General features: G+C 64.9%; 24 protein-coding genes. 21 read left to right on the top strand and 3 right to left on the bottom strand.

The window, feature by feature from the left end; all coding sequences use genetic code 11:
- Positions 1-39 precede the first annotated feature (39 nt).
- Positions 40-363, top strand: coding sequence for a Rieske (2Fe-2S) protein (locus E8E91_RS08830; protein ID WP_226282651.1), 324 nt, complete (start codon positions 40-42; stop codon positions 361-363).
- A gap of 3 nt (positions 364-366) precedes the next feature.
- On the opposite strand, the gene sfsA is transcribed toward E8E91_RS08830, so the two are convergent.
- A complete protein-coding gene (gene sfsA, locus E8E91_RS08835) occupies positions 367-1,074 on the bottom strand; it encodes a DNA/RNA nuclease SfsA (protein ID WP_280375435.1) in 708 nt (235 codons plus the stop codon).
- On the bottom strand, positions 1,071-2,246 hold the full coding sequence (locus E8E91_RS08840; protein WP_280375437.1) for a pyridoxal phosphate-dependent aminotransferase: 1,176 nt from the start codon (positions 2,244-2,246) through the stop codon (positions 1,071-1,073). The genes sfsA and E8E91_RS08840 overlap by 4 nt, the downstream gene beginning before the upstream one ends.
- Positions 2,247-2,439: 193 nt before the next feature.
- Here E8E91_RS08840 and dksA point away from each other — a divergent pair, with 193 nt between their 5' ends.
- The 11 genes from dksA (at position 2,440) to pgi (ending at position 14,997) form a co-directional block, all read left to right on the top strand.
- Positions 2,440-2,883, top strand: coding sequence for an RNA polymerase-binding protein DksA (gene dksA / locus E8E91_RS08845; protein WP_028630036.1), 444 nt, complete (start codon positions 2,440-2,442; stop codon positions 2,881-2,883).
- Between the two features lie 54 nt (positions 2,884-2,937).
- Positions 2,938-3,825: a tRNA glutamyl-Q(34) synthetase GluQRS gene (gene gluQRS, locus E8E91_RS08850; RefSeq protein WP_280375438.1), complete on the top strand. Its 888-nt coding sequence runs from the start codon at positions 2,938-2,940 to the stop codon at positions 3,823-3,825.
- A 61-nt stretch (positions 3,826-3,886) separates the two neighbouring features.
- On the top strand, positions 3,887-4,063 hold the full coding sequence (locus E8E91_RS08855) for a hypothetical protein (protein ID WP_003095129.1): 177 nt from the start codon (positions 3,887-3,889) through the stop codon (positions 4,061-4,063).
- Complete coding sequence (locus tag E8E91_RS08860; RefSeq protein WP_280375439.1) at positions 4,047-7,001, top strand: sensor histidine kinase; 2,955 nt, start codon at positions 4,047-4,049, stop codon at positions 6,999-7,001. Before E8E91_RS08855 ends, E8E91_RS08860 begins: the two co-directional genes overlap by 17 nt.
- 22 nt (positions 7,002-7,023) lie before the next feature.
- The gene (locus E8E91_RS08865; RefSeq protein WP_280375440.1) at positions 7,024-8,451 is read left to right on the top strand and encodes a sigma-54 dependent transcriptional regulator; all 1,428 of its coding nucleotides are present in this window, start codon (positions 7,024-7,026) and stop codon (positions 8,449-8,451) included.
- Positions 8,452-9,134: 683 nt separating this feature from the next.
- Positions 9,135-10,541, top strand: coding sequence for a polynucleotide adenylyltransferase PcnB (locus E8E91_RS08870; protein ID WP_280364927.1), 1,407 nt, complete (start codon positions 9,135-9,137; stop codon positions 10,539-10,541).
- A 2-nt stretch (positions 10,542-10,543) separates the two neighbouring features.
- On the top strand, positions 10,544-11,044 hold the full coding sequence (gene folK / locus E8E91_RS08875) for a 2-amino-4-hydroxy-6-hydroxymethyldihydropteridine diphosphokinase (RefSeq protein ID WP_280364930.1): 501 nt from the start codon (positions 10,544-10,546) through the stop codon (positions 11,042-11,044).
- Positions 11,045-11,146: 102 nt separating this feature from the next.
- On the top strand, positions 11,147-11,947 hold the full coding sequence (gene panB, locus E8E91_RS08880) for a 3-methyl-2-oxobutanoate hydroxymethyltransferase (RefSeq protein ID WP_280364932.1): 801 nt from the start codon (positions 11,147-11,149) through the stop codon (positions 11,945-11,947).
- On the top strand, positions 11,944-12,801 hold the full coding sequence (gene panC / locus E8E91_RS08885; RefSeq protein WP_280375441.1) for a pantoate--beta-alanine ligase: 858 nt from the start codon (positions 11,944-11,946) through the stop codon (positions 12,799-12,801). The genes panB and panC overlap by 4 nt, the downstream gene beginning before the upstream one ends.
- Positions 12,802-12,881: 80 nt before the next feature.
- Positions 12,882-13,262, top strand: a complete 381-nt coding sequence (panD, locus tag E8E91_RS08890; RefSeq protein ID WP_280375442.1) for an aspartate 1-decarboxylase — start codon at positions 12,882-12,884, stop codon at positions 13,260-13,262.
- Positions 13,263-13,332: 70 nt separating this feature from the next.
- Positions 13,333-14,997 (top strand): glucose-6-phosphate isomerase, encoded by a 1,665-nt coding sequence (gene pgi, locus E8E91_RS08895; RefSeq protein WP_280375443.1) that lies wholly within the window; start codon positions 13,333-13,335, stop codon positions 14,995-14,997.
- A 119-nt stretch (positions 14,998-15,116) separates the two neighbouring features.
- Here the strand turns inward: pgi and E8E91_RS08900 are convergent, their stop codons facing one another.
- Positions 15,117-16,091, bottom strand: coding sequence for a helix-turn-helix domain-containing protein (locus tag E8E91_RS08900; RefSeq protein WP_280375444.1), 975 nt, complete (start codon positions 16,089-16,091; stop codon positions 15,117-15,119).
- A gap of 102 nt (positions 16,092-16,193) precedes the next feature.
- Between E8E91_RS08900 and E8E91_RS08905 the strand changes: the two genes are divergently transcribed.
- The 9 genes from E8E91_RS08905 to E8E91_RS08945 all read left to right on the top strand — a co-directional run bounded on the left by E8E91_RS08905 (position 16,194) and on the right by E8E91_RS08945 (position 26,811).
- Positions 16,194-17,234 carry a DJ-1/PfpI family protein gene (locus E8E91_RS08905; RefSeq protein ID WP_280375445.1) on the top strand — a complete coding sequence of 347 codons (1,041 nt, stop codon included), beginning with the start codon at positions 16,194-16,196 and terminating at the stop codon, positions 17,232-17,234.
- 109 nt (positions 17,235-17,343) lie between these two features.
- Complete coding sequence (gene acs, locus E8E91_RS08910; protein WP_280375446.1) at positions 17,344-19,281, top strand: acetate--CoA ligase; 1,938 nt, start codon at positions 17,344-17,346, stop codon at positions 19,279-19,281.
- Between the two features lie 62 nt (positions 19,282-19,343).
- Positions 19,344-20,219 carry an oxygenase MpaB family protein gene (locus E8E91_RS08915; protein WP_280375447.1) on the top strand — a complete coding sequence of 292 codons (876 nt, stop codon included), beginning with the start codon at positions 19,344-19,346 and terminating at the stop codon, positions 20,217-20,219.
- Between the two features lie 78 nt (positions 20,220-20,297).
- Positions 20,298-21,317 carry a class I SAM-dependent methyltransferase gene (locus E8E91_RS08920; protein WP_280375448.1) on the top strand — a complete coding sequence of 340 codons (1,020 nt, stop codon included), beginning with the start codon at positions 20,298-20,300 and terminating at the stop codon, positions 21,315-21,317.
- A 91-nt stretch (positions 21,318-21,408) separates the two neighbouring features.
- Positions 21,409-24,330 (top strand): DUF748 domain-containing protein, encoded by a 2,922-nt coding sequence (locus E8E91_RS08925; protein WP_280375449.1) that lies wholly within the window; start codon positions 21,409-21,411, stop codon positions 24,328-24,330.
- Between the two features lie 8 nt (positions 24,331-24,338).
- The gene (locus E8E91_RS08930; RefSeq protein ID WP_190831837.1) at positions 24,339-24,629 is read left to right on the top strand and encodes a DUF2845 domain-containing protein; all 291 of its coding nucleotides are present in this window, start codon (positions 24,339-24,341) and stop codon (positions 24,627-24,629) included.
- Positions 24,630-24,687: 58 nt separating this feature from the next.
- Entirely contained in the window at positions 24,688-24,993 is a 306-nt protein-coding gene (locus E8E91_RS08935) for a DUF2845 domain-containing protein (RefSeq protein ID WP_280375450.1), read from the top strand.
- 62 nt (positions 24,994-25,055) lie between these two features.
- Entirely contained in the window at positions 25,056-25,346 is a 291-nt protein-coding gene (locus E8E91_RS08940) for a DUF2845 domain-containing protein (protein ID WP_280375451.1), read from the top strand.
- Positions 25,347-25,356: 10 nt separating this feature from the next.
- The gene (locus tag E8E91_RS08945) at positions 25,357-26,811 is read left to right on the top strand and encodes a rhomboid family intramembrane serine protease (RefSeq protein ID WP_280375452.1); all 1,455 of its coding nucleotides are present in this window, start codon (positions 25,357-25,359) and stop codon (positions 26,809-26,811) included.
- Positions 26,812-26,815 lie beyond the last annotated feature (4 nt).

Below are 26,815 nucleotides of genomic sequence, written 5' to 3' on the forward strand. Positions count from 1 at the left end.
GGCGGCGCGCGATAATGCGCGCCTGTCGTGGAGATGCCGATGATCCTGCTTTGCCGCCCCGATGAACTGGCCGAAGGCCAGAGCCGGGGCTTTGTCGTTGATGACCTGAAACTCATGCTGGTGCGCCGGCATGGGCAGGTCCATGCCTATGAAAACCGTTGCCCGCACCGAGGCATTCCACTGGAGTGGCTACCGGACCAGTTCCTCGACCACAGCGGCAGCCTGATCCAGTGCGCCGCCCATGGCGCACTGTTCCTGATCGAGTCGGGCGAATGCGTGACCGGCCCCTGCGTCGGCGATGTCCTGCAGCCACTGGACTGCCGCGAAGACGCCGACGGCATCTGGCTCCTGAGCGAAGCCTGAGACTCAGAGCCTCACATCGAGGCGACGGCTGACGCGCACGGTTTCCGGCGTCAGCTCCACGCCATAGGCCAGCACTTCTACACCTGCGGCGACTGCCTCACGCAATGCAGCCGCGTAGGCCGGGTCGATTTCCTCAGCCGGACGCACGGCGTCGATACCCGAAAGATTGACGCAATAGAGCTGCACGGCCCGCACGCCGTCACGGGCCAGCGCGGCCAGTTCACGCAGGTGCTTGCTGCCGCGCTGGGTCACGGCGTCCGGGAAGGCTGCCACCGGCGTGTCGTCGAAGCCCAGGGTCACGCTCTTCACTTCGATGAAGGCCGGACCGCCGGCGAAATCCAGGCGGAAGTCGGCGCGGCTGTTTTCCAACCCGTAGGCCACTTCGCGCTTCAGGTTGTCGAAGCCCGCCAGTTCGGCGATCACACCCGCCCGCAGCGCTTCTTCCACCAGGGCATTGGCACGCGCCGTGTTGACACAGGCCAGCCGGCCCTGGGGCGTCTCGACGATTTCCCAGGTTCCCGGCAGCTTGCGCTTGGGATCATCGGAGCGACTGAACCAGACCCGGCATCCCTCGCTCATGCAGTTCAGCATCGACCCGGTATTGGGGCAGTGGATGGTCAGCAACTCGCCCGAGGCCGTCTCGATATCTGCGAGGAAGCGCTTGTAGCGCTTGAGCAGCCTGCCCTCTTCCAAGGCCGGGGAGAACCTCATCGGCTCGCCCAGGTTTTCAGACCACGAGCCAGGCGCTGCACCGCCTCTTCCAGGCGCGGCAGGCCCTGGGTGTAGGCAAAGCGTACATGGTGGCCCGCCTGATGGCGGCCGAAATCCAGGCCCGGCGTGAAGGCCAGGTACTCGGTTTCGATGAAGTGCCGGCAGAAGGCGTAGGCATCGCCACCAAAGGCGGAAATATCTGCATAAAGGTAGAAGGCGCCCTCCGGCTCGACCGCGATGCGGAAACCCAGTTCACGCAGGGCCGGCAGCAGGTAGTCGCGACGGCGAGCGAACTCTTCGCGGCGTTCTTCGAGGATTTCCAGGGTTTGCGGCTGGAAGCAGGCCAGAGCCGCGTACTGCGCCATCGAGGGCGCACTGATATAGAGGTTCTGCGCCAGCTTCTCCAGTTCGGGCACCGCATCGGCCGGCGCCACCAGCCAGCCCAGGCGCCAGCCGGTCATGCCGAAATATTTGGAGAAGCTGTTCAGCACGAACGCCTCGTCATCCACCTCCAGCACGCTGCTGGCTTCCATCCCGTAGGTCAGGCCGTGGTAGATCTCGTCCACCACCAGGTGACCGCCGCGTGCCTTGAGAGCCTGCGACAGGGCCGCCAGCTCGTCGGCGTGCAGCACCGTGCCGGTAGGGTTGGCCGGCGAGGCGACCAATGCCCCCACGCTGTCGGAATCCCAGTACCGTTCGACCAGTTGCGGGGTCAGCTGGTAACGGGTTTCGGGGCCGACCGGCACCAGCTGTGCAGCGCCTTCCACCAGGCGCAGGAAGTGGCGATTGCAGGGATAGCCGGGGTCGGCCAGCAGCCAGTGCTTGCCCGGGTCCACCAGCAGGCTGCTGGCCAGCAGCAGGGCGCCGGAACCACCGGGGGTGATGAGAATGCGATCTGGGTCTATGTTCAACCGATAGCGCGATGCGTAGAAGCCGGCGATGGCTTCGCGCAACTGCGGCACGCCGCGAGCGGCGGTGTAACGGGTATGCCCGGCGGCCAGGGCTGCCTGCCCGGCCTGGACGATAGGCTCGGCAGTAGTGAAGTCCGGCTCGCCGATTTCCAGGTGGATCACGTCGTGACCCGCTGCCTGGAGTTCGTTGGCGCGAGCCAGCAGGGCCATGACGTGGAAGGGTTCGATGGCGCGGCTGCGCGCACTGTAGGACTGGGCCATTGGCCTTCCTTTATTAAGGCAAAGAGAGGATTCTAACCAATGGTCCCTGGACGCTGCAGCATGTGCGACGCGGGGAGTAGCGTACCCGGATTTGATCTGGTAAGTTCGCCCGCTTGCAGCCGCAGGGCCGGTACGACCGGCGATGGACCATAATCCTGCGCAATGGATTAGAGAAAGTGAGAGGCGGCCATCCATGCCCACCAATGCAAAACAACAGAACAGCCAGTTGATTCGTGGCTTCGTGCCCTACCAAGAGACCAAGGGCGAGGAGTACATGAGCGACCGCATGCGCGCTCACTTCACCAACATCCTCAACAAATGGAAGCAGGAGTTGATGGAAGAGGTGGACCGTACCGTGCACCACATGCAGGACGAAGCTGCCAACTTCCCCGACCCGGCCGACCGCGCCAGCCAGGAAGAAGAATTCAGCCTGGAACTGCGTGCCCGCGACCGCGAGCGCAAGCTGATCAAGAAGATCGACGAGACCCTCCAGCTGATCGAAGACAACGATTACGGCTGGTGCGACTCCTGCGGCGTCGAGATCGGCATCCGCCGCCTGGAAGCCCGCCCCACCGCCACCCTCTGCATCGACTGCAAGACCCTGGCGGAGATCAAGGAAAAGCAGCTCGGCTCCTGATGCCGAAACGGGGCGCCAACGGCGCCCCGTCGCTTTATAGGGCCCTGCCCCCCAATGACGTCCCCTGCCTATATCGGGCGTTTCGCCCCCACGCCCAGCGGCTATCTGCATTTCGGCTCGCTGGTCGCCGCCCTCGCCTCCTACCTCGACGCCCGCGCAAAGGGTGGACGCTGGCTGCTGCGCATGGAAGACCTCGACCCGCCACGGGAAGTCGAAGGCGCCCAAGCGGCGATCCTCCATACCCTGGAGAATTACGGTTTCGAATGGGACGGCGAATTGGTCCGCCAGAGCGATCGCCATGAGGTCTACGCCAAGGTGATCGACCGTCTCCACGAGATGGGGCTCGCCTACGCCTGCACCTGCTCGCGCAAACAACTGGAAGGCCATCAGGGTGTCTATCCCGGGATCTGCCGCAATGCCCAGCACCCGCAGCACGACGCGGCCATCCGCATCCGCGTGCCGGAGCTGGAATATCACTTTGTCGACCGCGTCCAGGGTGAGTACCGCCAGCACCTGGGGCGGGAAGTCGGCGACTTCGTCATCCGCCGTCGAGACGGTCTCTACGCCTATCAACTGGCCGTGGTGCTGGACGATGCCTGGCAGGGAGTGACCGACATCGTCCGTGGCGCCGACCTGCTGGATTCCACGCCGCGCCAGCTCTATCTTCAGGAATTGCTGGGGTTCAGCCAGCCGCGCTATCTACATGTTCCGCTGATCATCCAGCCGGATGGCCACAAGCTCGGCAAGTCCTACCGCTCGCCGCCATTACCGGCTGACAACGCCGGACCGCTGCTGACGCGCGCCCTGCGCGCCCTGGGCCAGGAGCCACCAGTCGAGCTGGCCGGTTACAGCCCTCGCGAAGTACTGGAATGGGGAATCACCCACTGGGATGCAGGGCGAATACCGCGGGCCAGGACCCTGGCCGAAGCGCAGCTTCGCTAGCCTCTCGCCCGCCGGTGGTGCATTCGCTACCATCGCGGCAGACACGACGAGATTTTGTGGCATGTACATCTATCGACTGGTCCTGCTCCTGGTGGTGGGAATCTACCTGTTCTCCCCCGCCATCATGGATTGGTGGATCGACCCCAACGGCGCCTGGTACCGCCCCTACCTGCTGTGGCTGATCCTGATCGTGGTGACCTTCATTCTGCAGAGTCAACGCGATGCTGATGAGCTTTAGCCTCACCCAGCTGATCCTGATCAGCGCTGCCTACCTTCTGGCCCTATTCGGCGTGGCCTGGCTCAGTGACCGGGGCTTCGTCCCTCGCTGGATCATCCGCCATCCGCTGACCTACACCCTGTCACTGGGCGTCTACGCCAGCGCCTGGGCGTTCTACGGCACGGTCGGCCTGGCCTACCAATACGGCTACGGATTCCTCGCCAGCTACCTCGGGGTATCAGGTGCCTTCCTACTGGCGCCGGTGCTGCTCTATCCGATATTGCGCATCACCCGCACCTATCAGCTCTCGTCCCTGGCCGACCTCTTCGCCTTCCGCTTCCGCAGCACCTGGGCCGGCGCGTTGACCACGGTGATCATGATCATCGGCGTCCTGCCGCTGCTGGCCTTGCAGATCCAGGCGGTGGCCGACTCCATCGGCATCCTCACCCGCGAGCCGGTGCACAACCGCGTCGCCCTGAGTTTCTGCGCGCTCATTACCCTCTTCACCATCCTCTTCGGCGCCCGCCATATCGCCACCCGCGAGAAGCACGCCGGTCTGGTGTTCGCCATCGCCTTCGAGTCGGTGGTCAAGCTGGTAGCCCTGGGTGCCATCGGCCTCTACGCGCTCTATGGAGTGTTTGGCGGCCCGCGCGAGCTGGAACTCTGGCTGCTGCAAAACCAGGCTGCGCTGTCCACCCTGCACACCCCGCTACAGGAAGGCCCCTGGCGGACCCTGCTGCTGGTGTTCTTCGCTTCGGCGATCGTCATGCCGCACATGTACCACATGACCTTCACCGAGAACCTCAATCCGCGCGCCATGGTCAGCGCGAGCTGGGGCCTGCCGCTGTTCCTGCTGCTGATGAGCCTGGCTATCCCGCTGATTCTCTGGGCAGGTCTCAAGCTGGGCGCCACCACCAATCCGGAATACTTCACCCTGGGCCTCGGCATCGCCGTGAATAACCCGGTACTGGCCCTGCTCGCGTACGTCGGCGGCCTCTCTGCTGCCAGCGGCCTGATCATCGTGCTGACGCTGGCGCTCTCCGGCATGGCTCTCAACCACCTGGTGCTGCCGCTCTACCAGCCACCGGCCGAGGGCAACATCTACCGCTGGCTGAAATGGACCCGCCGCGCGCTGATCGCCTTCATCATCATGGCGGGCTACGGCTTCTACCTGCTGCTGGGGGCCGAGCAGGACCTGTCCAACCTCGGCATAGTCGCCTTCGTCGCCACCCTGCAATTCCTGCCGGGCGCGCTCTCGGTGCTCTACTGGCCGACCGCCAACCGCCGCGGCTTCATTGCCGGCCTGCTGGCGGGTTTCCTCGTCTGGCTGTTCGCCATGCTGCTGCCGCTGGTGGGCAACCTGCAGGGCATCTACCTGCCGCTGTTCAACGCCATCTACGTACTCGACGACACCAGCTGGCACATCGCGGCCATCGCCTCCCTGGCGGCCAACGTGCTGATCTTCACCCTGGTTTCGCTCTTCACCGAAGCCAGCCCGGAAGAATGCAGCGCCGCCGAAGCTTGCACCGTGGACAACGTACGCCGACCGCAGCGCCGTGAGCTGCTGGCCAGCTCGCCCCAGGAGTTCGCCACCCAGTTGGCCAAGCCCCTGGGCGCCAAGACTGCACAGAAGGAAGTGGAACAGGCGCTACGCGACCTCCACCTGCCCTTCGACGAACGCCGCCCTTACGCCCTGCGCCGCCTGCGCGACCGGATCGAGGCCAACCTTTCCGGCCTGATGGGCCCCAGCGTGGCCCAGGACATGGTGGAAACCTTCCTGCCCTACAAATCCGGCAGCGAGGGCTACGTCACCGAAGACATCCACTTCATCGAAAGCCGCCTCGAGGACTACCACTCGCGCCTCACGGGCCTGGCCGCCGAACTGGACGCCCTGCGCCGCTACCATCGCCAGACGCTGCAGGAGTTGCCAATGGGCGTCTGCTCCCTGGCCAAGGATCAGGAAATCCTCATGTGGAACCGTGCCATGGAGGAACTGACCGAGATTCCGGCGCAGCGCGTCGTGGGATCGCGCCTGTCCACCATCACCGAACCCTGGAAGGGCTTGCTGGAAGGCTTCATCAACCTGCCCGACGAACACCTGCACAAGCAGCGCCTGACGCTGGATGGCCAGGTCCGCGCACTGAACCTGCACAAAGCGGCGATCGAAGAACCCCTGGCCCCCGGCAGCAGCGGCCTGGTGCTGCTGGTGGAAGATGTGACCGACACCCAGTTGCTGGAAGACAAGCTGGTGCACTCCGAGCGCCTGGCCTCCATCGGCCGCCTGGCCGCCGGCGTCGCCCATGAGATCGGCAACCCCATCACCGGTATCGCCTGCCTGGCGCAGAACCTGCGAGAAGAGCGTGAGGGCGATTCGGAGATCAAGGAACTCAGCAGCCAGATCCTCGAACAGACCAAGCGCGTCACCCGTATCGTCCAATCGCTGATGAGTTTCGCCCATGCCGGCGGCCGCCAGCAGGCAAGCGAGCCGGTGTGCCTGGCCGAGGTGGCTCAGGATGCCATCGGCCTGCTATCACTGAACAAGCGCAGCATCGAGGTGAACTTCTTCAACCTCTGCGATCCGCATCATGTCGTCGAAGGCGATCCGCAGCGCCTCGCCCAGGTGCTGATCAACCTGCTGTCCAACGCCCGCGACGCTTCTCCCGTGGGCAGCGCCATCCGTGTGCGCAGCGAAGCTTCGGAACATACCGTCGACCTCGTCGTCGAGGACGAAGGCAGCGGTATTCCGAAGGCGATCATGGATCGCCTGTTCGAACCCTTCTTCACCACCAAGGACCCAGGGAAAGGGACCGGCCTTGGCCTTGCACTGGTCTATTCGATCGTGGAAGAGCATTATGGACAGATAACCATCGAAAGCCCGGCCGACTCCGAGCACCAGCGCGGCACCCGAATCCGGGTGACGCTGCCTCGTTTTGTCGAAGCGACATCCGCCGTGAGCTGAGACCGTCTAGAGAGCCGAATTAATGCCACATATTCTGATCGTCGAAGACGAAACCATCATTCGCTCTGCCTTGCGCCGCCTGCTGGAACGTAACCAGTACCAGGTCAGCGAGGCCGGCTCCGTCCAGGAAGCCCAGGAGCGCTACAGCATTCCCGGTTTCGACCTCATCATCAGCGACCTCCGCCTTCCCGGCGCTCCCGGTACCGAACTGATCAAGCTGGCCCAGGGCACCCCGGTGCTGATCATGACCAGCTACGCCAGCCTGCGCTCGGCAGTGGATTCGATGAAGATGGGCGCGGTGGACTACATCGCCAAGCCCTTCGACCATGACGAAATGCTCCAGGCGGTCTCTCGCATCCTCAAGGAGCGCCAGGACGCCAAATCGGCCCCGAGCGAGCGCCCCGGCGCCAGCCGTGGCGGCGACAAGGCGGCAGCCGCCAACGCCGACGGCGAGATCGGCATCATCGGTTCCTGCCCGCCGATGCTCGAGCTCTACAGCAAGATCCGCAAAGTGTCCCCGACCGACTCGACCGTGCTCATCCAGGGCGAGTCCGGCACCGGCAAGGAACTGGTGGCCCGCGCGCTGCACAACCTCTCCCGCCGCGCCAAGGCACCGCTGATTTCGGTGAACTGCGCCGCCATCCCGGAAACCCTGATCGAGTCCGAACTCTTCGGCCACGAGAAAGGCGCGTTCACCGGCGCCACCGCTGGCCGCGCCGGCCTGGTGGAAGCCGCCGACGGTGGCACCCTGTTCCTCGACGAGATCGGCGAACTGCCCCTGGAAGCCCAGGCGCGTCTGCTGCGCGTCCTGCAGGAAGGCGAAATCCGCCGCGTGGGCTCCGTTCAGTCGCAGAAGGTCGACGTACGCCTGATCGCGGCGACCCACCGCGACCTCAAGACCCTGGCCAAGACCGGCCAGTTCCGCGAGGACCTCTATTACCGCCTGCACGTCATTTCGTTGAAGCTGCCCGCCCTGCGCGAGCGCGGTAACGACGTACTGGAAATCGCCCGCTCCTTCCTGGCGCGCCAGTGCGCCCAGATGGGGCGTGACAGCCTGCGCTTCGCGACAGATGCCGAACAGGCCATCCGCCACTACAACTGGCCGGGTAACGTGCGCGAGCTGGAAAACGCCATCGAGCGTGCGGTGATCCTGTGCGAGAGCCCGGACATCTCGGCGGACCTGCTGGGCATCGACATCGAACTGGACGACCTGGACGAAGAGGACTTCAACGAAACCGCCGCTCCGTCCCAGGCCAACAACACCGCCCACGAGCCCACCGAAGACCTGTCGCTGGAAGACTACTTCCAGCACTTCGTGCTGGAGCATCAGGACCACATGACCGAGACCGAGCTGGCCCGCAAGCTGGGCATCAGCCGCAAATGCCTGTGGGAACGCCGTCAGCGCCTGGGGATTCCGCGCCGCAAATCGGGCGCCGCAGCCGGGCCTTGAGCACCCGGCGTGGGTGACACCGGGGGAACACAAAGGGTTCCCTGCGCTGTTACCCCGCCTAACATCACGTAACAAAGCCGGGTTTAAAGGTAACGAAAACCCGGCTTTTTTTTGCCCACCGCTCAGCCACCACCCTTCGCAAACCCTTGATTTACAAGGAATCTCAAAAGTTGGCACGGCATCTGCTTTATCTGCGGCACAACAACAATAACAAACGCTGAACCCCACAATAAAAACAAGACGTATCGACTCCAGCACAATAAAAACAAGACAGCGGAGGCGCAGCTAACTGATTCTTTTGGAGAGGAGTTGCCATTGGGGCTTGCCCCACAGCCAGGCAGAGAACAACAAAAACTGCTTCCAAAGCAGCGCCAGTACTGGTTGGGTCACGGAATGATCACGGCACCATCAGCGTCCAAAGCAATCCGTTTGCTACTAACCCTCGATTGGAGGGCATATCCAGAGGTGAAATGCCTGCTGGAACGGGTCGAACAACAAAAACACCAAGCCCGATACAATAAAAACAAAGCACGCACCAATTTGGGGGGGAGCTTCGGCTCCCCCAGTAGCTTTGGCTCCTTTCAGACCTTTTCTTCTCCATCCCCCCTCCCAGTGCTAGAATCCGCGGCCATCGTGCGCCCATATCCTTTTCTGGCCGTCCATTCCGCAAAACAGTGCATCCCATGCTGAAGAAGCTGTTCCAGTCTTTCCGTTCGCCCCTTCGCCGCGCGCAGCATCCGCGCAGCACTCCCGAAGTACTGGGCAATAATCAGCATTCGCTGCACCGTTCGGGCATCAGTCGCAATGCCGTACTGGTCGTCGATCGCCTGCAAAAGGCTGGCTACCAGGCCTACGTCGTCGGCGGTTGCGTCCGTGACCTGCTGCTGAATCTGCGCCCCAAGGACTTCGACGTGGCCACCAACGCCACCCCCGAGCAGGTGCGCGCCGAGTTCCGCAACGCCCGGGTGATCGGTCGTCGCTTCAAGCTGGCCCACGTGCAGTTCGGCCGTGAAATCATCGAGGTTGCCACTTTCCGCGCCAACCACCCGCAGGGTGAGGAAGAGGAAGACAGCAACCAGGCCTCTCGCAACGAAAGCGGCCGCATCCTGCGCGACAACGTCTACGGCAGCCTGGAAGACGACGCCCAGCGTCGCGACTTCACCATCAACGCGCTGTACTACGACCCCACCACCGAGCGCATCCTCGATTACGCCCACGGCGTGCACGACATCCGTAACCGCCTGGTGCGCCTGATCGGCATTCCCGAGCAGCGTTACCAGGAAGACCCGGTACGCATGCTCCGCGCCGCGCGTTTCGCCGCCAAGCTGGACTTCGAGATCGAGAAGCACAGTGCCGCGCCCATTCGCCGCCTGGCGCCGATGCTGCGGGAAATCCCCTCGGCACGCCTGTTCGACGAAGTGCTCAAGCTGTTCCTCGGCGGCAAGGCCGAGCGCACCTTCGAACTGCTGGTGGAGTACGACCTGTTCGCCCCGCTGTTCCCGGCCAGCGCCGCAGCCCTGGAACGCAACCCCGAATACACCGGCCGCCTGATTCGCCAGGCGCTGATCAACACCGACGAGCGCATTCGCCAGGGCAAACCCGTTACCCCGGCCTTCCTCTTCGCCGCCCTGCTCTGGCCGGCCCTGCCCGCCCGCGCCGCGCAATTGCAGGAACGCGGCATGCCGCCGATCCCGGCAATGCAGGAAGCGGCCCATGTCCTGATCATGGAACAGGTCCAGCGCACCGCCATTCCCAAGCGTTTCAGCATCCCGATCCGTGAAATCTGGGACATGCAGGAGCGCCTGCCGCGCCGCAATGGCAAGCGTGCCGACCTGCTGCTGGAAAATCCGCGATTCCGCGCCGGTTACGATTTCCTCCTGCTGCGTGAAAGCGCCGGCGAGAAAACCGATGGCCTGGGGGACTGGTGGACGGACTACCAGGACGCCAGCGACAGCCAGCGCCGCAACATGATTCGCGAGCTCAATACCAAGGACGAGCAACAGCCCAGCGGCCAGCGCCGCCGCCGCGGTGGCAGCCGCCGCCGTCGCGGCCCTCGCAGCGATGGCGCGCCTGACAACTCGGGCGAATGATCATGGAGCGCGTGTACATCGGCCTCGGCAGCAATCTCGCCGAGCCTGTCAGCCAATTGCGCGGGGCCCTTGCAGCCCTGGGCGAGCTGCCCGGAACACGTCTCGCGGCAGTTTCCTCGCTCTACGCCAGCGATCCCCTCGGCCCACCGGACCAGCCCCGCTATGTAAATGCCGTGGCCGCCCTGGATACCGAGCTGGCGCCGCTGGAACTGCTCGACGCCCTGCAAGCCATCGAGCTGGCGCAAGGGCGTGTACGCAAGGACGAACGCTGGGGTCCGCGCACCCTGGACCTGGACATCCTGCTGTTCGGCCAGCGCCAACTCGATGAGCCGCGGTTACAGGTTCCTCACTACCACATGCACGCCCGCGCCTTCGTGCTCTATCCCCTGGCCGAGATCGCCGAGGACCTGCAACTGCCCGATGGGCGCCCGCTGCAGGCCCTGTTGACCGCCTGCCCATTCGAAGGCCTCGAGCGCCTGCCCGACCTGGCGGTAACGCCGTAACAGGTCGGTAACACCTGCAATTGACTTCATGCCCCCCCATCGGGACTATAAGCGTCCCGTTGCCCCGCGCCGGTGCAAACCGGCGCCGATGAGGACGTTTTCATGCCCGATGTGACCCTGACCACCCTGCAAGAGCTCAAGCTGAAAGGCGAGAAGATCGCCATGCTGACAGCCTACGACGCCACCTTTGCCCAGGCAGCCTGCCAGGCTGGCGTGGATGTGCTGCTGGTGGGCGACTCCCTTGGCATGGTCCTGCAGGGCCATGACAGCACCCTGCCGGTCAGCATGGCCGATATGGCCTACCACACCGCCGCCGTTAAACGCGGTAACCAGGGTGCGCTGATCATCACCGACCTGCCGTTCATGGCCTACGCCAACCTCGAGCAGACCTTCGCCAACAGCGCCGCCCTGATGCAGGCCGGCGCGCACATGGTGAAGCTGGAAGGCGCCGCCTGGCTGGCCGAGCCCATCCGCCTGCTGGCCGAACGCGGCGTGCCGGTCTGCGCCCACCTGGGCCTGACTCCGCAAGCCGTGAACATCCTCGGTGGCTACAAGGTCCAGGGCCGCCAGGAAGCCCAGGCCCGCCAGCTGCGCGCCGACGCCATGGCCCTGGAACAGGCTGGCGCCGCCATGCTGCTGCTCGAATGCGTGCCCAGCGAGCTGGCCGCCGAAATCACCCAGTCGGTGAAGATCCCGGTGATCGGCATTGGCGCCGGTAGCGCCACCGATGGCCAGGTACTGGTCCTGCACGACATGCTCGGCCTGTCCCTCACCGGCCGTGCGCCCAAGTTCGTGAAGAACTTCATGGAAGGCCAGGCCAGCATCCAGGCTGCCCTGTCGGCCTACGTCCAGGCCGTCAAGGACGTGACCTTCCCCGCAGCCGAACACGGATTCTCCGCATGATCACCGTCAAGACCGTCCGCGAACTGCGTGCAGCCGTCGCCCGCGCACGCAGCGAAGGCAAGCGCATCGGCTTCGTGCCCACCATGGGCAACCTCCACTCCGGGCACGTCGCCCTGGTGGAGAAGGCCAGCCAGCGCGCCGATTTCGTGGTCGCCAGCATCTTCGTCAACCCGCTGCAGTTCGGTCCCAGCGAAGACCTGGCCACTTACCCGCGCACCCTGGTGGCCGACCAGGAGAAGCTGGTAGCCGCCGGCTGCCACCTCCTGTTCCACCCGGACGTGGAAGAGATGTACCCGGACGGCATGAACGGCCAGACCCGCGTCAACGTCCCGCTGGTTTCCGAAGGTCTCTGCGGCGGCAGCCGCCCAGGCCATTTCGAAGGCGTGGCCACTGTGGTCAGCAAGCTGTTCAACATGGTGCAGCCCGACCTCGCGATATTCGGCGAGAAGGATTTCCAGCAGTTGGCGGTCATCCGCAAGCTGGTGCGCGATCTGAACATGCCGATCCAGGTCATGGGCGAGCCCACCGTTCGCGCCGAAGATGGCCTGGCCCTGTCCTCGCGCAATGGCTACCTGGACGACGCCCAGCGCGCCGCCGCTCCCGCTCTGTACCGCACCCTGCAGCAGATGGCCTCTGCCATCCGCGCAGGCCGTCGTGACTTCACCACGCTGGAACAGGAAGGCCAGGCCGAACTGGCCAAGGCCGGTTTCCGCCCGGACTACCTGGAAGTCCGCGAAGCGCTGAATCTGCGCCCCGCAGGCGACAAGGACCAGCAGTTGGTGATCCTGGGTGCCGCCTTCATGGGCAACACCCGCCTGATCGACAACCTTGCCTTCAACCTCGAAGCGCACTGATCAACGCCAGTCGCAGCCTTGAACCCCCTCGGGGGTTCGGGCAAACTCTGCCGCCGCCCGCATCCTGACGAGGAAAAGCCATGCACGCCATCATGCTCAAGGCCAAACTGCACCGCGCCGAAGTCACCCACGCCGTGCTCGACTACGAAGGCTCCTGCGCCATCGATGGTGATTGGCTCGACCTCGCCGGTATCCGCGAGTACGAACAGATCCAGATCTACAACGTCGACAATGGCGAGCGTTTCACCACCTACGCCATCCGCGCCGAAAACGGCTCGCGGATGATCTCGGTGAACGGCGCCGCGGCGCACAAGGCCAAGGTGGGTGATCGCGTGATCATCTGCGCTTACGCTCACTACAGCGAATCGGAACTCGCCAATTTCAAACCGCGTATGCTGTACATGGCTCCGGGCAACGAACTCAGCCACACCAGCAACGCGATTCCGGTACAGGTCGCCTGAGACCGGAAAGCTGCATGACCCGAAGCCCGGACCTTTCCGGGCTTTTTCATAAGTCGCACACAGGTACGCCATGGACCACCACCTGACGCCGCTCGATGTCACCCAACTGCCCACCTGGAAGGAGCTCCACCAGCATCGCCAGGACCTTGCCGGCTTCAGCCTGCGCCAGGCCTTCGCCGAGGACCCGGAGCGCTTCAAGCAGTTCAGCCTGAGCGCTTGCGGCCTGCTGCTGGACTTCTCCAAGAACCTGGTCCGCGCCGACACCCTGAAGCTGCTGGTCAGGCTGGCGCAAGAAGCCAAGCTCGACGATGCCATCAAGGCCATGTTCCGTGGCGACGTGATCAACGCCTCGGAGCGCCGTCCGGTGCTGCACACCGCATTGCGCCGCCCCATCGGCGACAAGGTGCGGGTAGAGGGCGTCGACGTGATGCCCGAGGTGCACCGCGTGCTGCACCAGATGACCGAGCTGGTGGGCTATGTACACAACGGCCTGTGGCGCGGCTACACGGAAAAGCCCATCACCGACGTCGTGAACATCGGCATCGGCGGCTCCTTCCTCGGCCCGCAACTGGTGTCCGAAGCGCTGCTGCCCTTCGCCCAGAAAGGCGTGCGCTGCCATTACCTGGCGAACATCGACGGCAGCGAATTCCGCGAACTGGCTTGCCGCCTGAACGCCGAAACCACCCTGTTCATCGTCTCCAGCAAGTCCTTCGGCACCCTGGAAACCCTGAAGAACGCCCAGGCCGCCCGCGCCTGGTACCTGGCCCAGGGCGGCAGCGAGGAAGAGCTGTACCGGCACTTCATCGCCGTTTCCAGCAACAAGGAAGCGGCGGTGGCCTTTGGCATCCGCGAAGAGAACATCTTCCCCATGTGGGACTGGGTCGGCGGGCGTTACTCCCTCTGGTCCGCCATCGGCCTGCCGATCGCCATGTCCATCGGCATCTCCAACTTCAAGGAGCTGCTGTCCGGCGCCTACAGCATGGACCAGCACTTCCAGAGCACGCCTTTCGACCGCAACATCCCGGTGATCCTCGGCCTGCTCGGCGTCTGGTACGGTGATTTCTGGGGCGCGCGCAGCCACGCGATCCTGCCCTACGACTACTACCTGCGTAACTTCACCGATCACCTGCAGCAGCTGGACATGGAGTCCAACGGCAAGAGCGTGCGCCAGGATGGCACTCCGGTCACCGCCGGAACCGGCCCGGTCATCTGGGGCGGCGTCGGCTGCAACGGCCAGCATGCCTACCACCAGTTGCTGCACCAGGGCACCCAGCTGATTCCGGCGGACTTCATCGTCCCCGTCTCCAGCTACAACCCGGTAGCCGACCACCATCAGTGGCTGTTCGCCAACTGCCTGTCCCAGAGCCAGGCGCTGATGCTCGGCAAGTCCCGCGAGGAGGCCGAGGCCGAACTGCGCGCCAAGGGCCTGCCGGAAGAAGAAGTGCAGCGTCTGGCGCCGCACAAGGTGGTGCCCGGCAACCGTCCGAGCAACACCCTGGTGATGGAACGCATCAGCCCGCGCCGCCTGGGTGCACTGATTGCCATGTACGAGCACAAGGTCTACGTGCAGAGCGTGCTCTGGGGCGTAAACGCCTTCGACCAGTGGGGCGTGGAACTGGGCAAGGAACTGGGCAAGACCGTCTATTCGCGCCTGACTGGCCAGGACGAAGCCCAGGCCGAGGATGGTTCGACCCAAGGCCTGATCGACTTCTTCCGCGCGCGTCACCGCGGTTGATCCTGTGGGGGCGAATTCATTCGCAATGGGCGCGTAGCGCCCTGCATATCTCCGGGCCGAACCTTCGGTCCGGTCAGCGAATGAATTCGCCGCCACAACACTCTCGCAACCTTTTGCCACTACCGGCAGAACCGCTGCCGATACTCGCTCGGCGTTACCCCCAGCGCCTGAATGAACGCCCGGCGCAGGTTGTATTCGCTGCCGAATCCGCTGTTCTCCGCCGTACGCTTGAGTGACGGCGCGCCCTGCCCCAGCAATCGGCACGCCTCTTCCAGTCTCAATTGGAACAGCAGTTTCGCCGGCGTAACCCCCAGCTCCGCCTGGCAATGCCGGTGAAGCGTCCGCGGTGATACCGCCATCTCCGCCGCCATCACCTCGATGTCCAATGCCTCGTGCAGGCGACCGCGCAACCACTGGACCAGCTTCTCCATCACGCCTCCAGGGGGTGCCTGCTGCGCCAGCAATTCGGCACTGAACTGCCGCTGACCGCCGGGCCGGCGCAGGTACATCACCAGCCCCTTGGCCACCTGCAGCGATACCGCGCGACCATGGTCTTCCTCCACCAGGCTCAGGCAAAGGTCCATGCCGGCTGTTACCCCGGCCGAGCTGTAGAAGCGCCCATCGCGAACGAACAGCGCGTCTTCCTGCACCAGCAACTTCGGGAACAGCCGTTTCAGCAGCGTCGCGTACTTCCAGTGGGTCACCACCGGGCGGCCATCGAGCAAACCCGCCTGGGCCAGCAGGAAGGCCCCGGTGCACACCGAACCGCAGCGTGCCGTCCGGGCCACCGCGTCCTTGAGCCAGCGCGCCAGCACGCCCTGCGCCATCGCCCGTTGCACGCCATAGCCGCCCGCCACCAACAGGGTGCACCCGGCCAGGCTGGCCGGCTCTGGCAGGGCTTCGGTCATCAGCTCCAACCCGGTACTGGAACGCACCAGCCCACCGGTGACGGAGATGCTCTGCAAGACATAGGCGGGACCTGCCTCCTTCGACAGGTGGCCGCTGACAGAGGCAAACACTTCCGCCGGGCCGGTGGCATCCAGCAGTTGGAAATCGGGGAAGACCACCAGCAGCACGCGATGGGGGTGTGGCATCGGGGAATACTCGAAAGCAGGGTTGGCAGATATTCACTGATAGCTGTCATTCCTGACATTCGCCCGCGCGCCAGACTGGAACCCCTACTTCGGAGAAAACCCATGCGCACGCTGCTCCTGATCCTGACGCTTTTCGCTCCCCTGCTCGCCCAAGCAGACGCACTTGAGCCCTACCAGCCGCGCTTCGGCCGCGAACAGCCGCTGGTGGCCGTGGTCGGCGAGAACCGCATGACCGAACTGGTGGATTACCTGGTGCCCTTCGGCTTGCTCAGCCGTGCTGGGGTCGCCAAGGTGGTCGCCCTGTCCACCCGTGAGGGGCCGCTGCAGATGATGCCGGCGCTGAAGATCGACGCCCAGGCCACCACCCGCGAGTTCGAGCAGCGTTATCCACAGGGTGCCGACTATTTGATCGTGCCCGCCGTGCACTACAGCGACGACCATGTGCTCACCGCCTTCGTGGCCGGCCAGGCCGCCAAAGGCGCCACCATCGTCGGCATCTGCGACGGCGTGCTGGTCCTGGGCCACACCGGCTTGCTCCACGGCCGCCAAGCCACCGGCCACTGGTATTCGAAATCAATGCGCGAGACAGACTTTCCCGACACCCGTTGGCAGGCCGACCGGCGCTATGTGGTGGACGGCAAGCTGGTGACCAGTTCGGGCGTCAGTGCCGCCGTGCCGGTATCCCTGGCGCTGGTGGAAGCCATCGCCGGCCCGCTGAAAGCCGAAGCCCTGGGCCGGGAGATCGGGTTGACGGACTGGTCTCCAGCGCACGACAGCCAGTCCTTCGCATTCGGTGCTGGCGGCTACCTGACGGCGGCAGGCAATTACCTTGCCTTCTGGCGCCACGAAACCCTCTCCCTGCCCCTGCAGCCGGACCTGGACGAAGCGACCCTCGCCTTGCGCGTCGATGCCTGGGCTCGCAGCTTCCGCACCAAAGTGCTGGCCAGCGGCAACGGCCCGGTCCGCAGCCTCAATGGCCTGACGCTGCTACCAGACGCCCCAGCCAAAGGAATGCCGCCGCTCCCCGGCCGGGAGACGTCACCCGGAAAAGTGCTGGACGAGGCCTTGGCCGGGATCGCCGCGCGCTATGGCGACGCCACTGCCGCTTTCGTCGCCGCCCAGCTCGAATATCGGCGCCACTGAACGATCCGGCGGGCCTGGGGCTCAAAACTCCATGGTCAACCCTTGAACCCTGCGATGGCTTGGATGCACCCTTGTGGGTATCTCGGCTAGACAACAACAAGGACCCGCCATGTACGAGATCAGCCTTCACCCCGTGCCAGACGCCGTGCGCAAGCAGGCGCTCATTGATAACGATGCCTACCTGCGCCTGTACCAGCAGTCCGTCGAGCAGCCCGAGCTGTTCTGGAGCGAGCAGGCCACCAGTTTCCTCACCTGGTTCCAGCCCTGGGAGCAGCTGCACCGCAGCGACCTCAAGAAGGGCGAAGCCGAGTGGTTCAAGGGCGGCAAGCTGAACGTCGCCTACAACTGCATCGACCGCCATCTGGAGCAGCGCGGCGAGCAGGTCGCCATCATCTGGGAAGGCGACAATCCCAGTGAGTCCGCGCAGATCACCTACCGCAAGCTGCACAGCCATGTCACCCGCCTGGCCAACGTGCTGAAGAGCCGTGGCGTGAAAAAGGGCGACCGCGTGTGCATCTACATGCCGATGATCCCCGAAGCGGCCTACGCGATGCTCGCCTGTGCGCGCATCGGTGCCGTGCATTCGGTGGTGTTCGGCGGCTTCTCCCCGGACGCCCTGCGTGACCGCATCCTCGACGCCGACTGCCGTACCGTGATCACCGCCGACGAAGGCGTGCGCGGCGGCAAGTACGTGCCGCTGAAGCAGAACGTCGACAAGGCGCTGAAGGACTGCCCGAACGTCTCGTCGGTGCTGGTGGTGCAGCGCACCGAAGGCAAGATCGACTGGCAGGACGGGCGTGACCTCTGGTACCACGAGGCCCTGCACGGGGTCAGCGAGGACTGCCCGCCAGAATGGATGGACGCCGAGGACCCGCTGTTCATCCTCTACACCTCCGGTTCCACCGGCAAACCCAAGGGCGTACTGCACACCACCGGCGGTTACCTGCTGGGTGCGGCGATGACCCACAAGTACGTGTTCGACTACAAGGACGGCGAAATCTTCTGGTGCACCGCGGACGTGGGCTGGGTCACCGGCCACAGCTACATCGTCTACGGCCCGCTGGCCAACGCCGCCACTACCCTGATGTTCGAAGGCGTGCCCAACTACCCGGATTCCTCGCGCTTCTGGCAGGTGATCGACAAGCACCAGGTGAACATCTTCTACACCGCGCCGACCGCCATCCGCGCCCTGATGCGTGAAGGCGAGGACCCGGTGAAGAAAGCCTCCCGCACCAGCCTGCGCCTGCTCGGCAGCGTCGGCGAGCCGATCAACCCCGAAGCCTGGGAGTGGTACTACAACGTGGTGGGCGACTGCCGCTGCCCCATCGTCGACACCTGGTGGCAGACCGAGACCGGCAGCATCCTCATCACCCCGCTTCCGGGCGCTACCGCCCTCAAGCCCGGTTCGGCCACCCGCCCGTTCTTCGGCGTACAGCCGGTACTGCTGGATGAAAAGGGCAAGGAAATCGAAGGCGCCGGCTCCGGCGTACTGGCGATCAAGGCCAGTTGGCCGAGCCAGATCCGCAGCGTCTACGGCGACCACAAGCGGATGATCGACACCTACTTCTCCGCCTACCCCGGCTACTACTTCACCGGCGACGGCGCCCGCCGCGACGAGGATGGCTACTACTGGATCACTGGCCGCGTCGATGACGTGATCAACGTGTCCGGCCACCGCATCGGTACCGCCGAGGTGGAAAGCGCCCTGGTGTTGCACGACTCCGTGGCCGAGGCCGCCGTGGTGGGCTACCCCCACGACCTCAAGGGCCAGGGCATCTACGCCTTCGTCACGCCGATGAAGGGCCTGGAACCCTCCGAAGAGCTGAAGAAGGAACTGCTGGCCCTGGTCAGCAAGGAAATCGGCAGCTTCGCCAAGCCGGAGCTGATCCAGTGGGCGCCGGGCCTGCCCAAGACCCGTTCGGGCAAGATCATGCGCCGCATCCTGCGCAAGATCGCCTGCAATGAGCTGGAGAACCTGGGCGATACCTCCACCCTGGCCGACCCGTCCGTGGTGCAGAACCTGATCGACAAGCGCCTCAACCAGTAACACCTGCCAAGGCGGCAGCCCTCGCTGGGGGCTGTCGCCTTTCCTTTGGAATCGCCCGCCCCATGGAATTCATCCGCCGCCGTATCGAAAGCCAGATCATCGGCCTGACTGGCCTCGCCCTCGGCCAACTCGACTTCGAGAACCCCAAGGGTGACCCCGGCCTGTTCGGTCCGGACTCGGTGACCTGGAAGGTCCACGGCGACTTCACCACGATGATGATCGGCGGCATCAGCGCCCTGCTCCTGCAGATGCTGCATCCCCTGGCGCTCTCGGGCGTCTGGGACCACTCCAATTTCCGCGCGGACATGCTCGGCCGCCTGCGTCGCACCGGCCAGTTCATTTCCGGCACCACCTACGGCACCCGCAAGGACGCCGACTGGCTGATCGACAAGGTGCGTACCATCCACCTGCAGGTAACCGGCACCGCCCCCGACGGGCGCCCTTACGCGGCCAGCGATCCCGCGCTGCTTACCTGGGTGCACGTGGCCGAGGTCAGCTGCTTCCTCAAGTCCCACCTGCGTTATCTCAACCCGCACTTGAGCGGTGAAGACCAGGATCGCTACTACGCCGAGATCGCCCTGGTGGCCGAACGGCTCGGCGCGAGCAATGTGCCGAAGTCCCGCCAGGAGGTGGCGGACTACCTGGAAGCCATGCGCCCACAGCTGTTCTGCGACGAACGCAGCCTGGAAGTGGTGCGCGTCCTCCTCGCCGCGCCGGCGCCCAGCGCCGTGGCCAAACCCTTCGGCATCCTGATGATGCAGGCCGGCATCGACCTGATGCCGGAGTGGGCCAGCGCCATGATCGGCCTGCACCAGCGCCCCTGGCAGCGCCGCGTGGTGCGGGATCTGGTCTGGCGCGTGGCGCCGCTGCTGCGCTGGGCCATGCGCAATGGCGCCGTGCATCGTGCGCGCCGTCGCATGGGGCTACCGCCCCGGTGAGACCGACCGAGGCCGGCCGGAGCCGCGCCGACCTCGACCTTTGTTAAACTGCGCGCCCCTTTTTGCGAGACGCCGCGCATGTCCCCCGCTCTCCTCCAGGCGCTGCGCGCCGCCCTCGACGCCCGTCAGCCGCTGCTGACAGAACTCCATGCCCAGGGCACCGATTGCTATCGGCTGTTCCACGGCAGCCAGGAAGGCGCTCCCGGCCTGACCGTCGACCGCTACGGCGCGCAATTGATGGTGCAGAGCTTCCACCAGGCACTGGAGCGCGAGCCCCTGCTGGAACTGGCCGCTGCGGTGGACGAATTCCTCGGCGAGAAGCTGCTGCTGGTCTACAACGACCGCTCCCAGGGCAATTCGCGAGTCGATCGCCGCGACCCGGTCTACCAGGCCGAGCCCGCTGCCCTGGAGGACCTGGTGGGTCATGAATGGGGCCTGAACTACCGGGTACGTGGCCGTCACCCCGGCCAGGATCCGCTGCTCTTCCTCGACCTGCGCAACACCCGTGGCTGGGTGAAGGCCAACAGTGCCGGCAAGTCGGTGCTCAACCTCTTCGCCTACACCTGCGGCGTCGGCCTCTGTGCGGCGGCCGGCGGCGCCAGCGAGGTGTGGAACCTGGACTTCGCCGAGGGCAACCTGGCGGTCGGCCGCGAGAACGGTGAGCTGAACCCGACGCTTGCGCCCATGCACTTCGTGCAATCCGACTACTTCCCGGCCATCCGCCAGTTTGCCGGCCTGACCATCGCCCGCCGTCATGGCCAGAAACTGCCGAGCTACCCACGCCTGGAACAGCGCCAGTTCGACCTGGTGTTCCTCGACCCACCGGCCTGGGCCAAGAGCGCCTTCGGCACCGTGGACCTGCTGCGCGACTACCAGAGCCTGCTCAAGCCCGCGCTCATGGCGACCGCCGAAGGTGGCGTGCTGGTGTGCAATAACAACCTCGCCAAGGTCGCGATGGAGGACTGGCGCGAGCAGGTGCTGCGTTGCGCCAGCAAGCTGGGCCGGCCGGTGCGCGAGTGGCAGCAGCTCGCTCCTGCCGCCGACTTCCCTTCGCAGGACGGACGCCCACCGCTCAAGACCCTGATCCTGCAGCTCTGAAAGCCGCGCAGCAACGAGATCCAGCCATCAGGCGGAACCCGGAGGCCGTGCCATAATCCAAGGCACTCTTTGCCGGGATAGTTGACGCCTCATGTACAAAGGATTGAAACGGGCCGCCTGCGCCCTGCTGATCGTCGTTGCCCTCTACAGCCTGCTTGGCTTTCTGATCATCCCGGGAGTCGCCCTCCGGGTGGTCAACCAGCAATTGGCCCAATACGCCACCGTCCCCGCGCGGCTGGAGCGCATCCAGCTCAACCCCTTCAGCCTGGAGCTGACCCTGTGGGGCCTGCACCTCGGTGACGACAAGGCCGAGCAGGCGGGATTCGAGCGGCTCTATGCCAACCTGCAACTGGACAGCCTCTGGTCCGGTGCCCTGCACCTGGCGGACGTGCAGCTGGACAAGTCGACCACCGAGGTGCTGTTCGCCAAGGACGGCACGCTCAACCTGACCCAGCTGTTCAAGCTGCCCCCCAGCGAACCCAAGCCGGAGGAGCCGACGGGCGATCCCTTTCCGGTGCGCATCGACCGCATCAAGCTGAGCGAAGGTGGCCTGCACTTCCAGGACCTGCGCCCCAGCGAGGCCATCGAGTTCGTCTACGACTCCCTCAACCTCGAACTGCACCACCTCAGCACCCTACCCGACGACAATGCCGAGATGTCCTTCGTGGCCACCGGTCCCTACGGCGGACGCATCGACTGGGAAGGCCAGATCAGCCTGGTGCCCTTCAGTTCCAGCGGCCAGTTGAAGGTCACGGAAGGCAAGATGAAGTCCTTCTGGCCCTACGTCCGCGATGCCGTGCCCCTGGTGCTGGAACAAGGCGTGTTCAGTCTGTCCACCGAGTACAAGCTGAACCTGTCCAAGGGCACCCAGCTCAACCTGGACAAGATCTGGATCAAGGTGGCGCCTTTTGCCATCAAGGCGCCGGACAACCGCGCCCTGGTCAAGCTGGAGACACTGGAAGTCAGCGACAGCTCCTTGGACCTGGCCAAACAGGAAGTGCTGGTGGGCAAGATCCACAGCCAGAACCTGGAAACCTGGGCCGCCCGTGAGGCCGACGGCCAACTGGACTGGCAGAAGCTCTTCGCCGGCGAGCCCAAGCCCGCGCCCAAGGCTGAAGAAAAACCCGCGTCCGGGCAGTCCGAAGCCAAGGCTGATGAGCCCGGCAAGCCCTGGGTCGTGCGACTCAAGGAAACCCAGTTGCGCGGCTACAAGGTGCACCTGGCCGACAGGGTGCCCAAGGAGCCGGTGCAACTGGAGTTGGGCCCGCTCAACCTGGACCTCAAGGATTTCGACAGTCGCGGCGAATCGCCCTTCAATCTCAGCCTCGACACTGGCCTCGGCAAGCAAGGTAAGGTACAGGCGGTCGGCCAGGTCCAGCTCAAGCCCGTCACGGCAAAGCTGCAGGTACAGACCCGCGACATCGACTTGCGCGTGGCCCAGACCTACATCAGCCCCTTCATACGCCTGGAGCTGCGCAGCGGCCTGCTCGACAGCGATCTCAACGTCGACTTGAAGAGCACCGAGCCGCTGGCCCTGGGCATCACCGGCCGCGCGCTGGTCAACCAGATGCACACCCTGGACACCATCAAGGAACGCGACTTCGTCAAATGGCAGCAACTACTGGTGGATGGGCTCAACTACCAGCACGGCGACAGCCTGGTGATCGACAAGGTGAGCCTGAACCAGCCCTATGCGCGCTTCATCATCAACGAGGACCTGACCACCAACGCCAGCGAGCTGGTGATCAAGCAACCCGCCGACGCCAATGCCCAGACGACCGCCAGCACCCAGCCGGAACCCGCCGGCAAGCCCCTGGGCATCCGCATCGGCGGCATCGAGATCAAGGACGGCTCGGCCAACTTCGCCGACTTCAGCCTGACACCCAACTTCGCCACCGCCATCCAGCAGCTCAACGGTGAAATCGGCACCCTCGACAATCGCAATCCCAAGCCGGCCAAGGTGGCGGTTAACGGCAAGGTCGACCGCTACGCGCCGGTGACCATCAAGGGCAGCCTGAACCCCTTCGATCCGCTGGACAGCCTGGACATCGCCACCAGCTTCAAGCGCGTCGAGCTGACCACACTGACGCCCTACTCCGGCAAATTCGCCGGCTACCGCATCCGCAAGGGCCGGCTGAACCTGGACCTGCATTACCAGATCGAGAAGGGCCAGCTGAAGGCCGAGAACCATCTGGTACTGGAACAGCTGCAGCTCGGCGAACAGGTTTCCAGCCCCGATGCCGTGGACCTGCCGGTACGCCTGGCGGTCGCCCTGCTGAAGGACACCCAGGGCAAGATCGACATCTCGCTGCCGGTGGCAGGCAACCTCAACGACCCGCAGTTCAGCGTCGCGCCCATCGTCTGGCAGACCCTGCGCAACCTGGTGTTGCGTGCGGTGCAGGCGCCCTTCAACTTCGTCGCCGGCCTGGTGGGCGGCAGCAGCGAAGACCTCGGCCAGGTGCCCTTCCCGGCCGGCAGCAGCGAGCTGGATGCCGAAGCGCAGAAATCCCTGGATACCCTGGCCGAGGCGCTGAAACAGCGTCCGACCCTGCGCCTGGAAGTGGAAGGCGCCAGCGCCAAGACCGCTGACGGCCCGCCGCTGGCCGAGCAACGCCTGGAGCGGGAATACCAGAGCACCTACTACAAGATCGCCCAGCGCCGGGGCGACAAGGTACCGGCCGAAGCCAGCCAGCTGGAGGTTCCGGAGGACGAGAAAGCGCCTATGCTGGAAGGCATCTACCGCACCCGCCTGAAACAGCAGCCTCCGGCCGAATGGCAGGACCTGGAAAGCGAGCAGCGCGCTGCCAAGCTGCGCGAAGCGGTGCTCGCCTCCTGGGCCCAGAGCGACCTGTTACTGCGCCAGTTGGGCCAGGCCCGCGCCGCCAGCATCAAGGACTATCTGGTTGACCGAGGCGGCCTTGCCGACGAACGCATCTTCCTGCTGGACGTCAGCTTCGTGGACCCCAACCAGGCCGGAGAGGTGATCACGCCGCTGCACCTGGACAGCGAGTAGGAGGCCTCATGCGCATGCTGCCGTTCGCCCTGCTGACCCTCGCCCTGGCCACTCCGGCCGGGGCGGAGACCATGCGCTGCGGCAGCAAGCTGGTCAGCCTCGGCGACCGCCCCTTCGAAGTCCTGCAGAAATGCGGCGAGCCGGTGCATCGTGACCTCGTCGGTTACACCCTGGGTTCCTACGACAACCGCGAATTCACTGTGGAAGAATGGGTGTACGGCCCCAATAACGGCATGCTCAGCATCCTCACCTTCGAGGGCAATCGCCTGATTCGAATCGAAACCAAGCGTGGCCCCTGACGCACCAGGGCGCCGGGTGTAGGCTGTCGCAACCTCCCACCGACTTTCGGACCTCCCCGTGAAACGCCGCGTACTCCTCTGCCTGTCCCTGCTGCTTGCCGTGGGCAATGCCCAGGCCTCTTCCACCCTGCGCTGCAACAGCAATCTCATCAGCCTCGACGACACCACCAGCGAAGTGCTGGACAAGTGCGGAGAGCCGATCAGCCGCGCCGATCTGGGTTTCAAGGAAGTGGTGGACGAGTACTACCGGCGCAACGAGGTACGAGTCGAGGAATGGGTCTACGGACCACGCAATGGCATGTACCAATTCCTCCGTTTCGAGGGCAATCGGCTGCGCAACATCGACAGCAAACGCGGCAACTGACAGCCTCTCGGGCGGAATGCTAGGCTCTGCGCCTTATAGCCCACGGACAGGATGCCCGCCCCATGAAAGCCCTCGCCTGCCTCTTCGCAGCCGCCCTCCTTCTGCCCCTCGCAGCCCACGCCAGCACCTTCCGCTGCGAAAGCAATCTCGTGAGCATCGGCGATCGCAGCGTCGAGGTTCAGCGCAAGTGCGGCGAGCCCGCCTCCCGCGATTTCATCGGCTATTCGGAGACCACCAGCGGGCGTCAGGAGATGCAGGTGGAAGAGTGGGTCTACGGCCCCGCCAACGGCATGTACCACTACCTGAGATTCGTCGGCGGTCGCCTCAGCGAAATCGACAGCAAGCGCAACTGAGCCGCGCGCGATGATCATCCTTCCCGCCGATCAACCCCTGGACTGGCGGCGGCCGCCGGTCATCACCCTGCTGCTGATCCTGCTCAACACCCTGATCTACATCGTCTATCAGGGCGGTGACCAGGCACGGATCGAAGAGGCCCAGCAACTCTATCTGGACGGCGGCCTGCTCAATCGCGAGCGCGCCCTGTTTGTCGACCACCTGGTGGAGCGGGAGAAGTTCGACGCCGACCAGCGCCACACCATCGATGGCATGCGCCGCCAGCAACTGGCGACCATCATCCTGCGTGACCTGGAATTCGAGGACTGGCTGCACCGCGCCCCTGCGTACCAGGCCGATCCCGCGTGGCAACAGGCACGACAGAAGGCCGAGGCGGCGCGAGACAAGATCAGCTCCCAGCGCTTTGGCTTCATCCCCAACAAGTTCAGTGTCCAGGGGCTGTTCGGCGCCATGTTCCTGCACGGCAGCTTCGATCACCTGCTGGGCAACATGATCTTCCTGTTCATCTGCGGCTTCGCCCTGGAAGCGGCCCTGGGACGCTGGGTCTATCTCGGCCTCTACCTGGCCAGCGGGCTGGCGTCGCACCTGCTCTGGTGGGCACTGGACCCCGCCTGGGTGGCAGGCATCGGTGCGTCCGGCGCGGTATCAGGGTTGATGGGTATGACCATCGGCGTATACGGGCTGCGCAAGATTCGCTTCTTCTACTGGCTGGGCCCGCTGATCGGCTACTTCAAGGCCCCCGCCCTGTGGATATTCCCCGCCTGGCTCGGCAAGGAACTGTATGGCGTCCTGCTGGCCGACGACCACGTGAACTACTACGCGCACCTCGGTGGCCTGGCCTTTGGCTTCCTGGCCACCTGGCTGCTGCACCGGGTGGGCTTCCTCAAGGTGGACGAGGCCTACCTCAGCAAGGAAGACCCGGACGCTCCCTTCAAGCGCGAACTGGCCGCCCTGGACCAGTTGATCGGCCGTTTCGCCCTTGATCAGGCCGCACCTCGGGGCCTCGATATGCTGCAACGCTATCCTGGCCGGCTGGCACTGCTGGAACGTCTCTATCCACTGGCCAAGAGCCGCCAGGACAAGCCCCTGTTGGCCGCCGTGCTGAAGCAACTGTTCGCCCTGCCGGAACAGGCCACCGCCCTGCCCCTGCTGCAGAAGCTCGCAGACGATGTGGCGGACCCGCAGCAGCGCCTGCTGCAGCACCCGGCCGTGCTGTTGCACTTGCTGCAACGGCTGATCAAGGCTGGCGACAGCACCCGCGCCATGGCGCCGTGGCGTCGCCTCTGCCAGGTAAGCCCGGTGCCGCCGCAGCTACCCGGTCTGACGCTGCAGCTGGCCAAGCAGCTGGGCCAACGCCAGGACCTGCGCGGAGTGGGCGAACTCGGTCAATACCTGCGCCGGGCCTTCCCCGAAGCGGAGCAGACCCGGCAACTCGCGCTCTACCAGCAGCACCTCGCGCGCTGAATCC

Source organism: Pseudomonas sp. BN515 (assembly GCF_029873155.1).
Lineage (GTDB): Bacteria > Pseudomonadota > Gammaproteobacteria > Pseudomonadales > Pseudomonadaceae > Metapseudomonas.

Excerpts from the sequence above, each read along its gene's own strand:
- E8E91_RS08940 (WP_280375451.1), top strand. The coding sequence starts at position 25,056 with ATGAAAGCCCTCGCCTGCCTCTTCGCAGCCGCCCTCCTTCTGCCCCTC.
- E8E91_RS08870 (WP_280364927.1), top strand. The coding sequence starts at position 9,135 with ATGCTGAAGAAGCTGTTCCAGTCTTTCCGTTCGCCCCTTCGCCGCGCG.
- gluQRS (WP_280375438.1), top strand. The coding sequence starts at position 2,938 with ATGACGTCCCCTGCCTATATCGGGCGTTTCGCCCCCACGCCCAGCGGC.
- acs (WP_280375446.1), top strand. The coding sequence starts at position 17,344 with ATGTACGAGATCAGCCTTCACCCCGTGCCAGACGCCGTGCGCAAGCAG.
- panB (WP_280364932.1), top strand. The coding sequence starts at position 11,147 with ATGCCCGATGTGACCCTGACCACCCTGCAAGAGCTCAAGCTGAAAGGC.
- E8E91_RS08900 (WP_280375444.1), bottom strand. The coding sequence starts at position 16,091 with ATGCCACACCCCCATCGCGTGCTGCTGGTGGTCTTCCCCGATTTCCAA.
- panC (WP_280375441.1), top strand. The coding sequence starts at position 11,944 with ATGATCACCGTCAAGACCGTCCGCGAACTGCGTGCAGCCGTCGCCCGC.
- dksA (WP_028630036.1), top strand. The coding sequence starts at position 2,440 with ATGCCCACCAATGCAAAACAACAGAACAGCCAGTTGATTCGTGGCTTC.
- E8E91_RS08925 (WP_280375449.1), top strand. The coding sequence starts at position 21,409 with ATGTACAAAGGATTGAAACGGGCCGCCTGCGCCCTGCTGATCGTCGTT.
- sfsA (WP_280375435.1), bottom strand. The coding sequence starts at position 1,074 with ATGAGGTTCTCCCCGGCCTTGGAAGAGGGCAGGCTGCTCAAGCGCTAC.
- E8E91_RS08930 (WP_190831837.1), top strand. The coding sequence starts at position 24,339 with ATGCGCATGCTGCCGTTCGCCCTGCTGACCCTCGCCCTGGCCACTCCG.
- E8E91_RS08860 (WP_280375439.1), top strand. The coding sequence starts at position 4,047 with ATGCTGATGAGCTTTAGCCTCACCCAGCTGATCCTGATCAGCGCTGCC.
- panD (WP_280375442.1), top strand. The coding sequence starts at position 12,882 with ATGCACGCCATCATGCTCAAGGCCAAACTGCACCGCGCCGAAGTCACC.
- E8E91_RS08905 (WP_280375445.1), top strand. The coding sequence starts at position 16,194 with ATGCGCACGCTGCTCCTGATCCTGACGCTTTTCGCTCCCCTGCTCGCC.
- folK (WP_280364930.1), top strand. The coding sequence starts at position 10,544 with ATGGAGCGCGTGTACATCGGCCTCGGCAGCAATCTCGCCGAGCCTGTC.
- E8E91_RS08830 (WP_226282651.1), top strand. The coding sequence starts at position 40 with ATGATCCTGCTTTGCCGCCCCGATGAACTGGCCGAAGGCCAGAGCCGG.
- E8E91_RS08865 (WP_280375440.1), top strand. The coding sequence starts at position 7,024 with ATGCCACATATTCTGATCGTCGAAGACGAAACCATCATTCGCTCTGCC.
- E8E91_RS08945 (WP_280375452.1), top strand. The coding sequence starts at position 25,357 with ATGATCATCCTTCCCGCCGATCAACCCCTGGACTGGCGGCGGCCGCCG.
- E8E91_RS08915 (WP_280375447.1), top strand. The coding sequence starts at position 19,344 with ATGGAATTCATCCGCCGCCGTATCGAAAGCCAGATCATCGGCCTGACT.
- pgi (WP_280375443.1), top strand. The coding sequence starts at position 13,333 with ATGGACCACCACCTGACGCCGCTCGATGTCACCCAACTGCCCACCTGG.
- E8E91_RS08855 (WP_003095129.1), top strand. The coding sequence starts at position 3,887 with ATGTACATCTATCGACTGGTCCTGCTCCTGGTGGTGGGAATCTACCTG.
- E8E91_RS08840 (WP_280375437.1), bottom strand. The coding sequence starts at position 2,246 with ATGGCCCAGTCCTACAGTGCGCGCAGCCGCGCCATCGAACCCTTCCAC.
- E8E91_RS08920 (WP_280375448.1), top strand. The coding sequence starts at position 20,298 with ATGTCCCCCGCTCTCCTCCAGGCGCTGCGCGCCGCCCTCGACGCCCGT.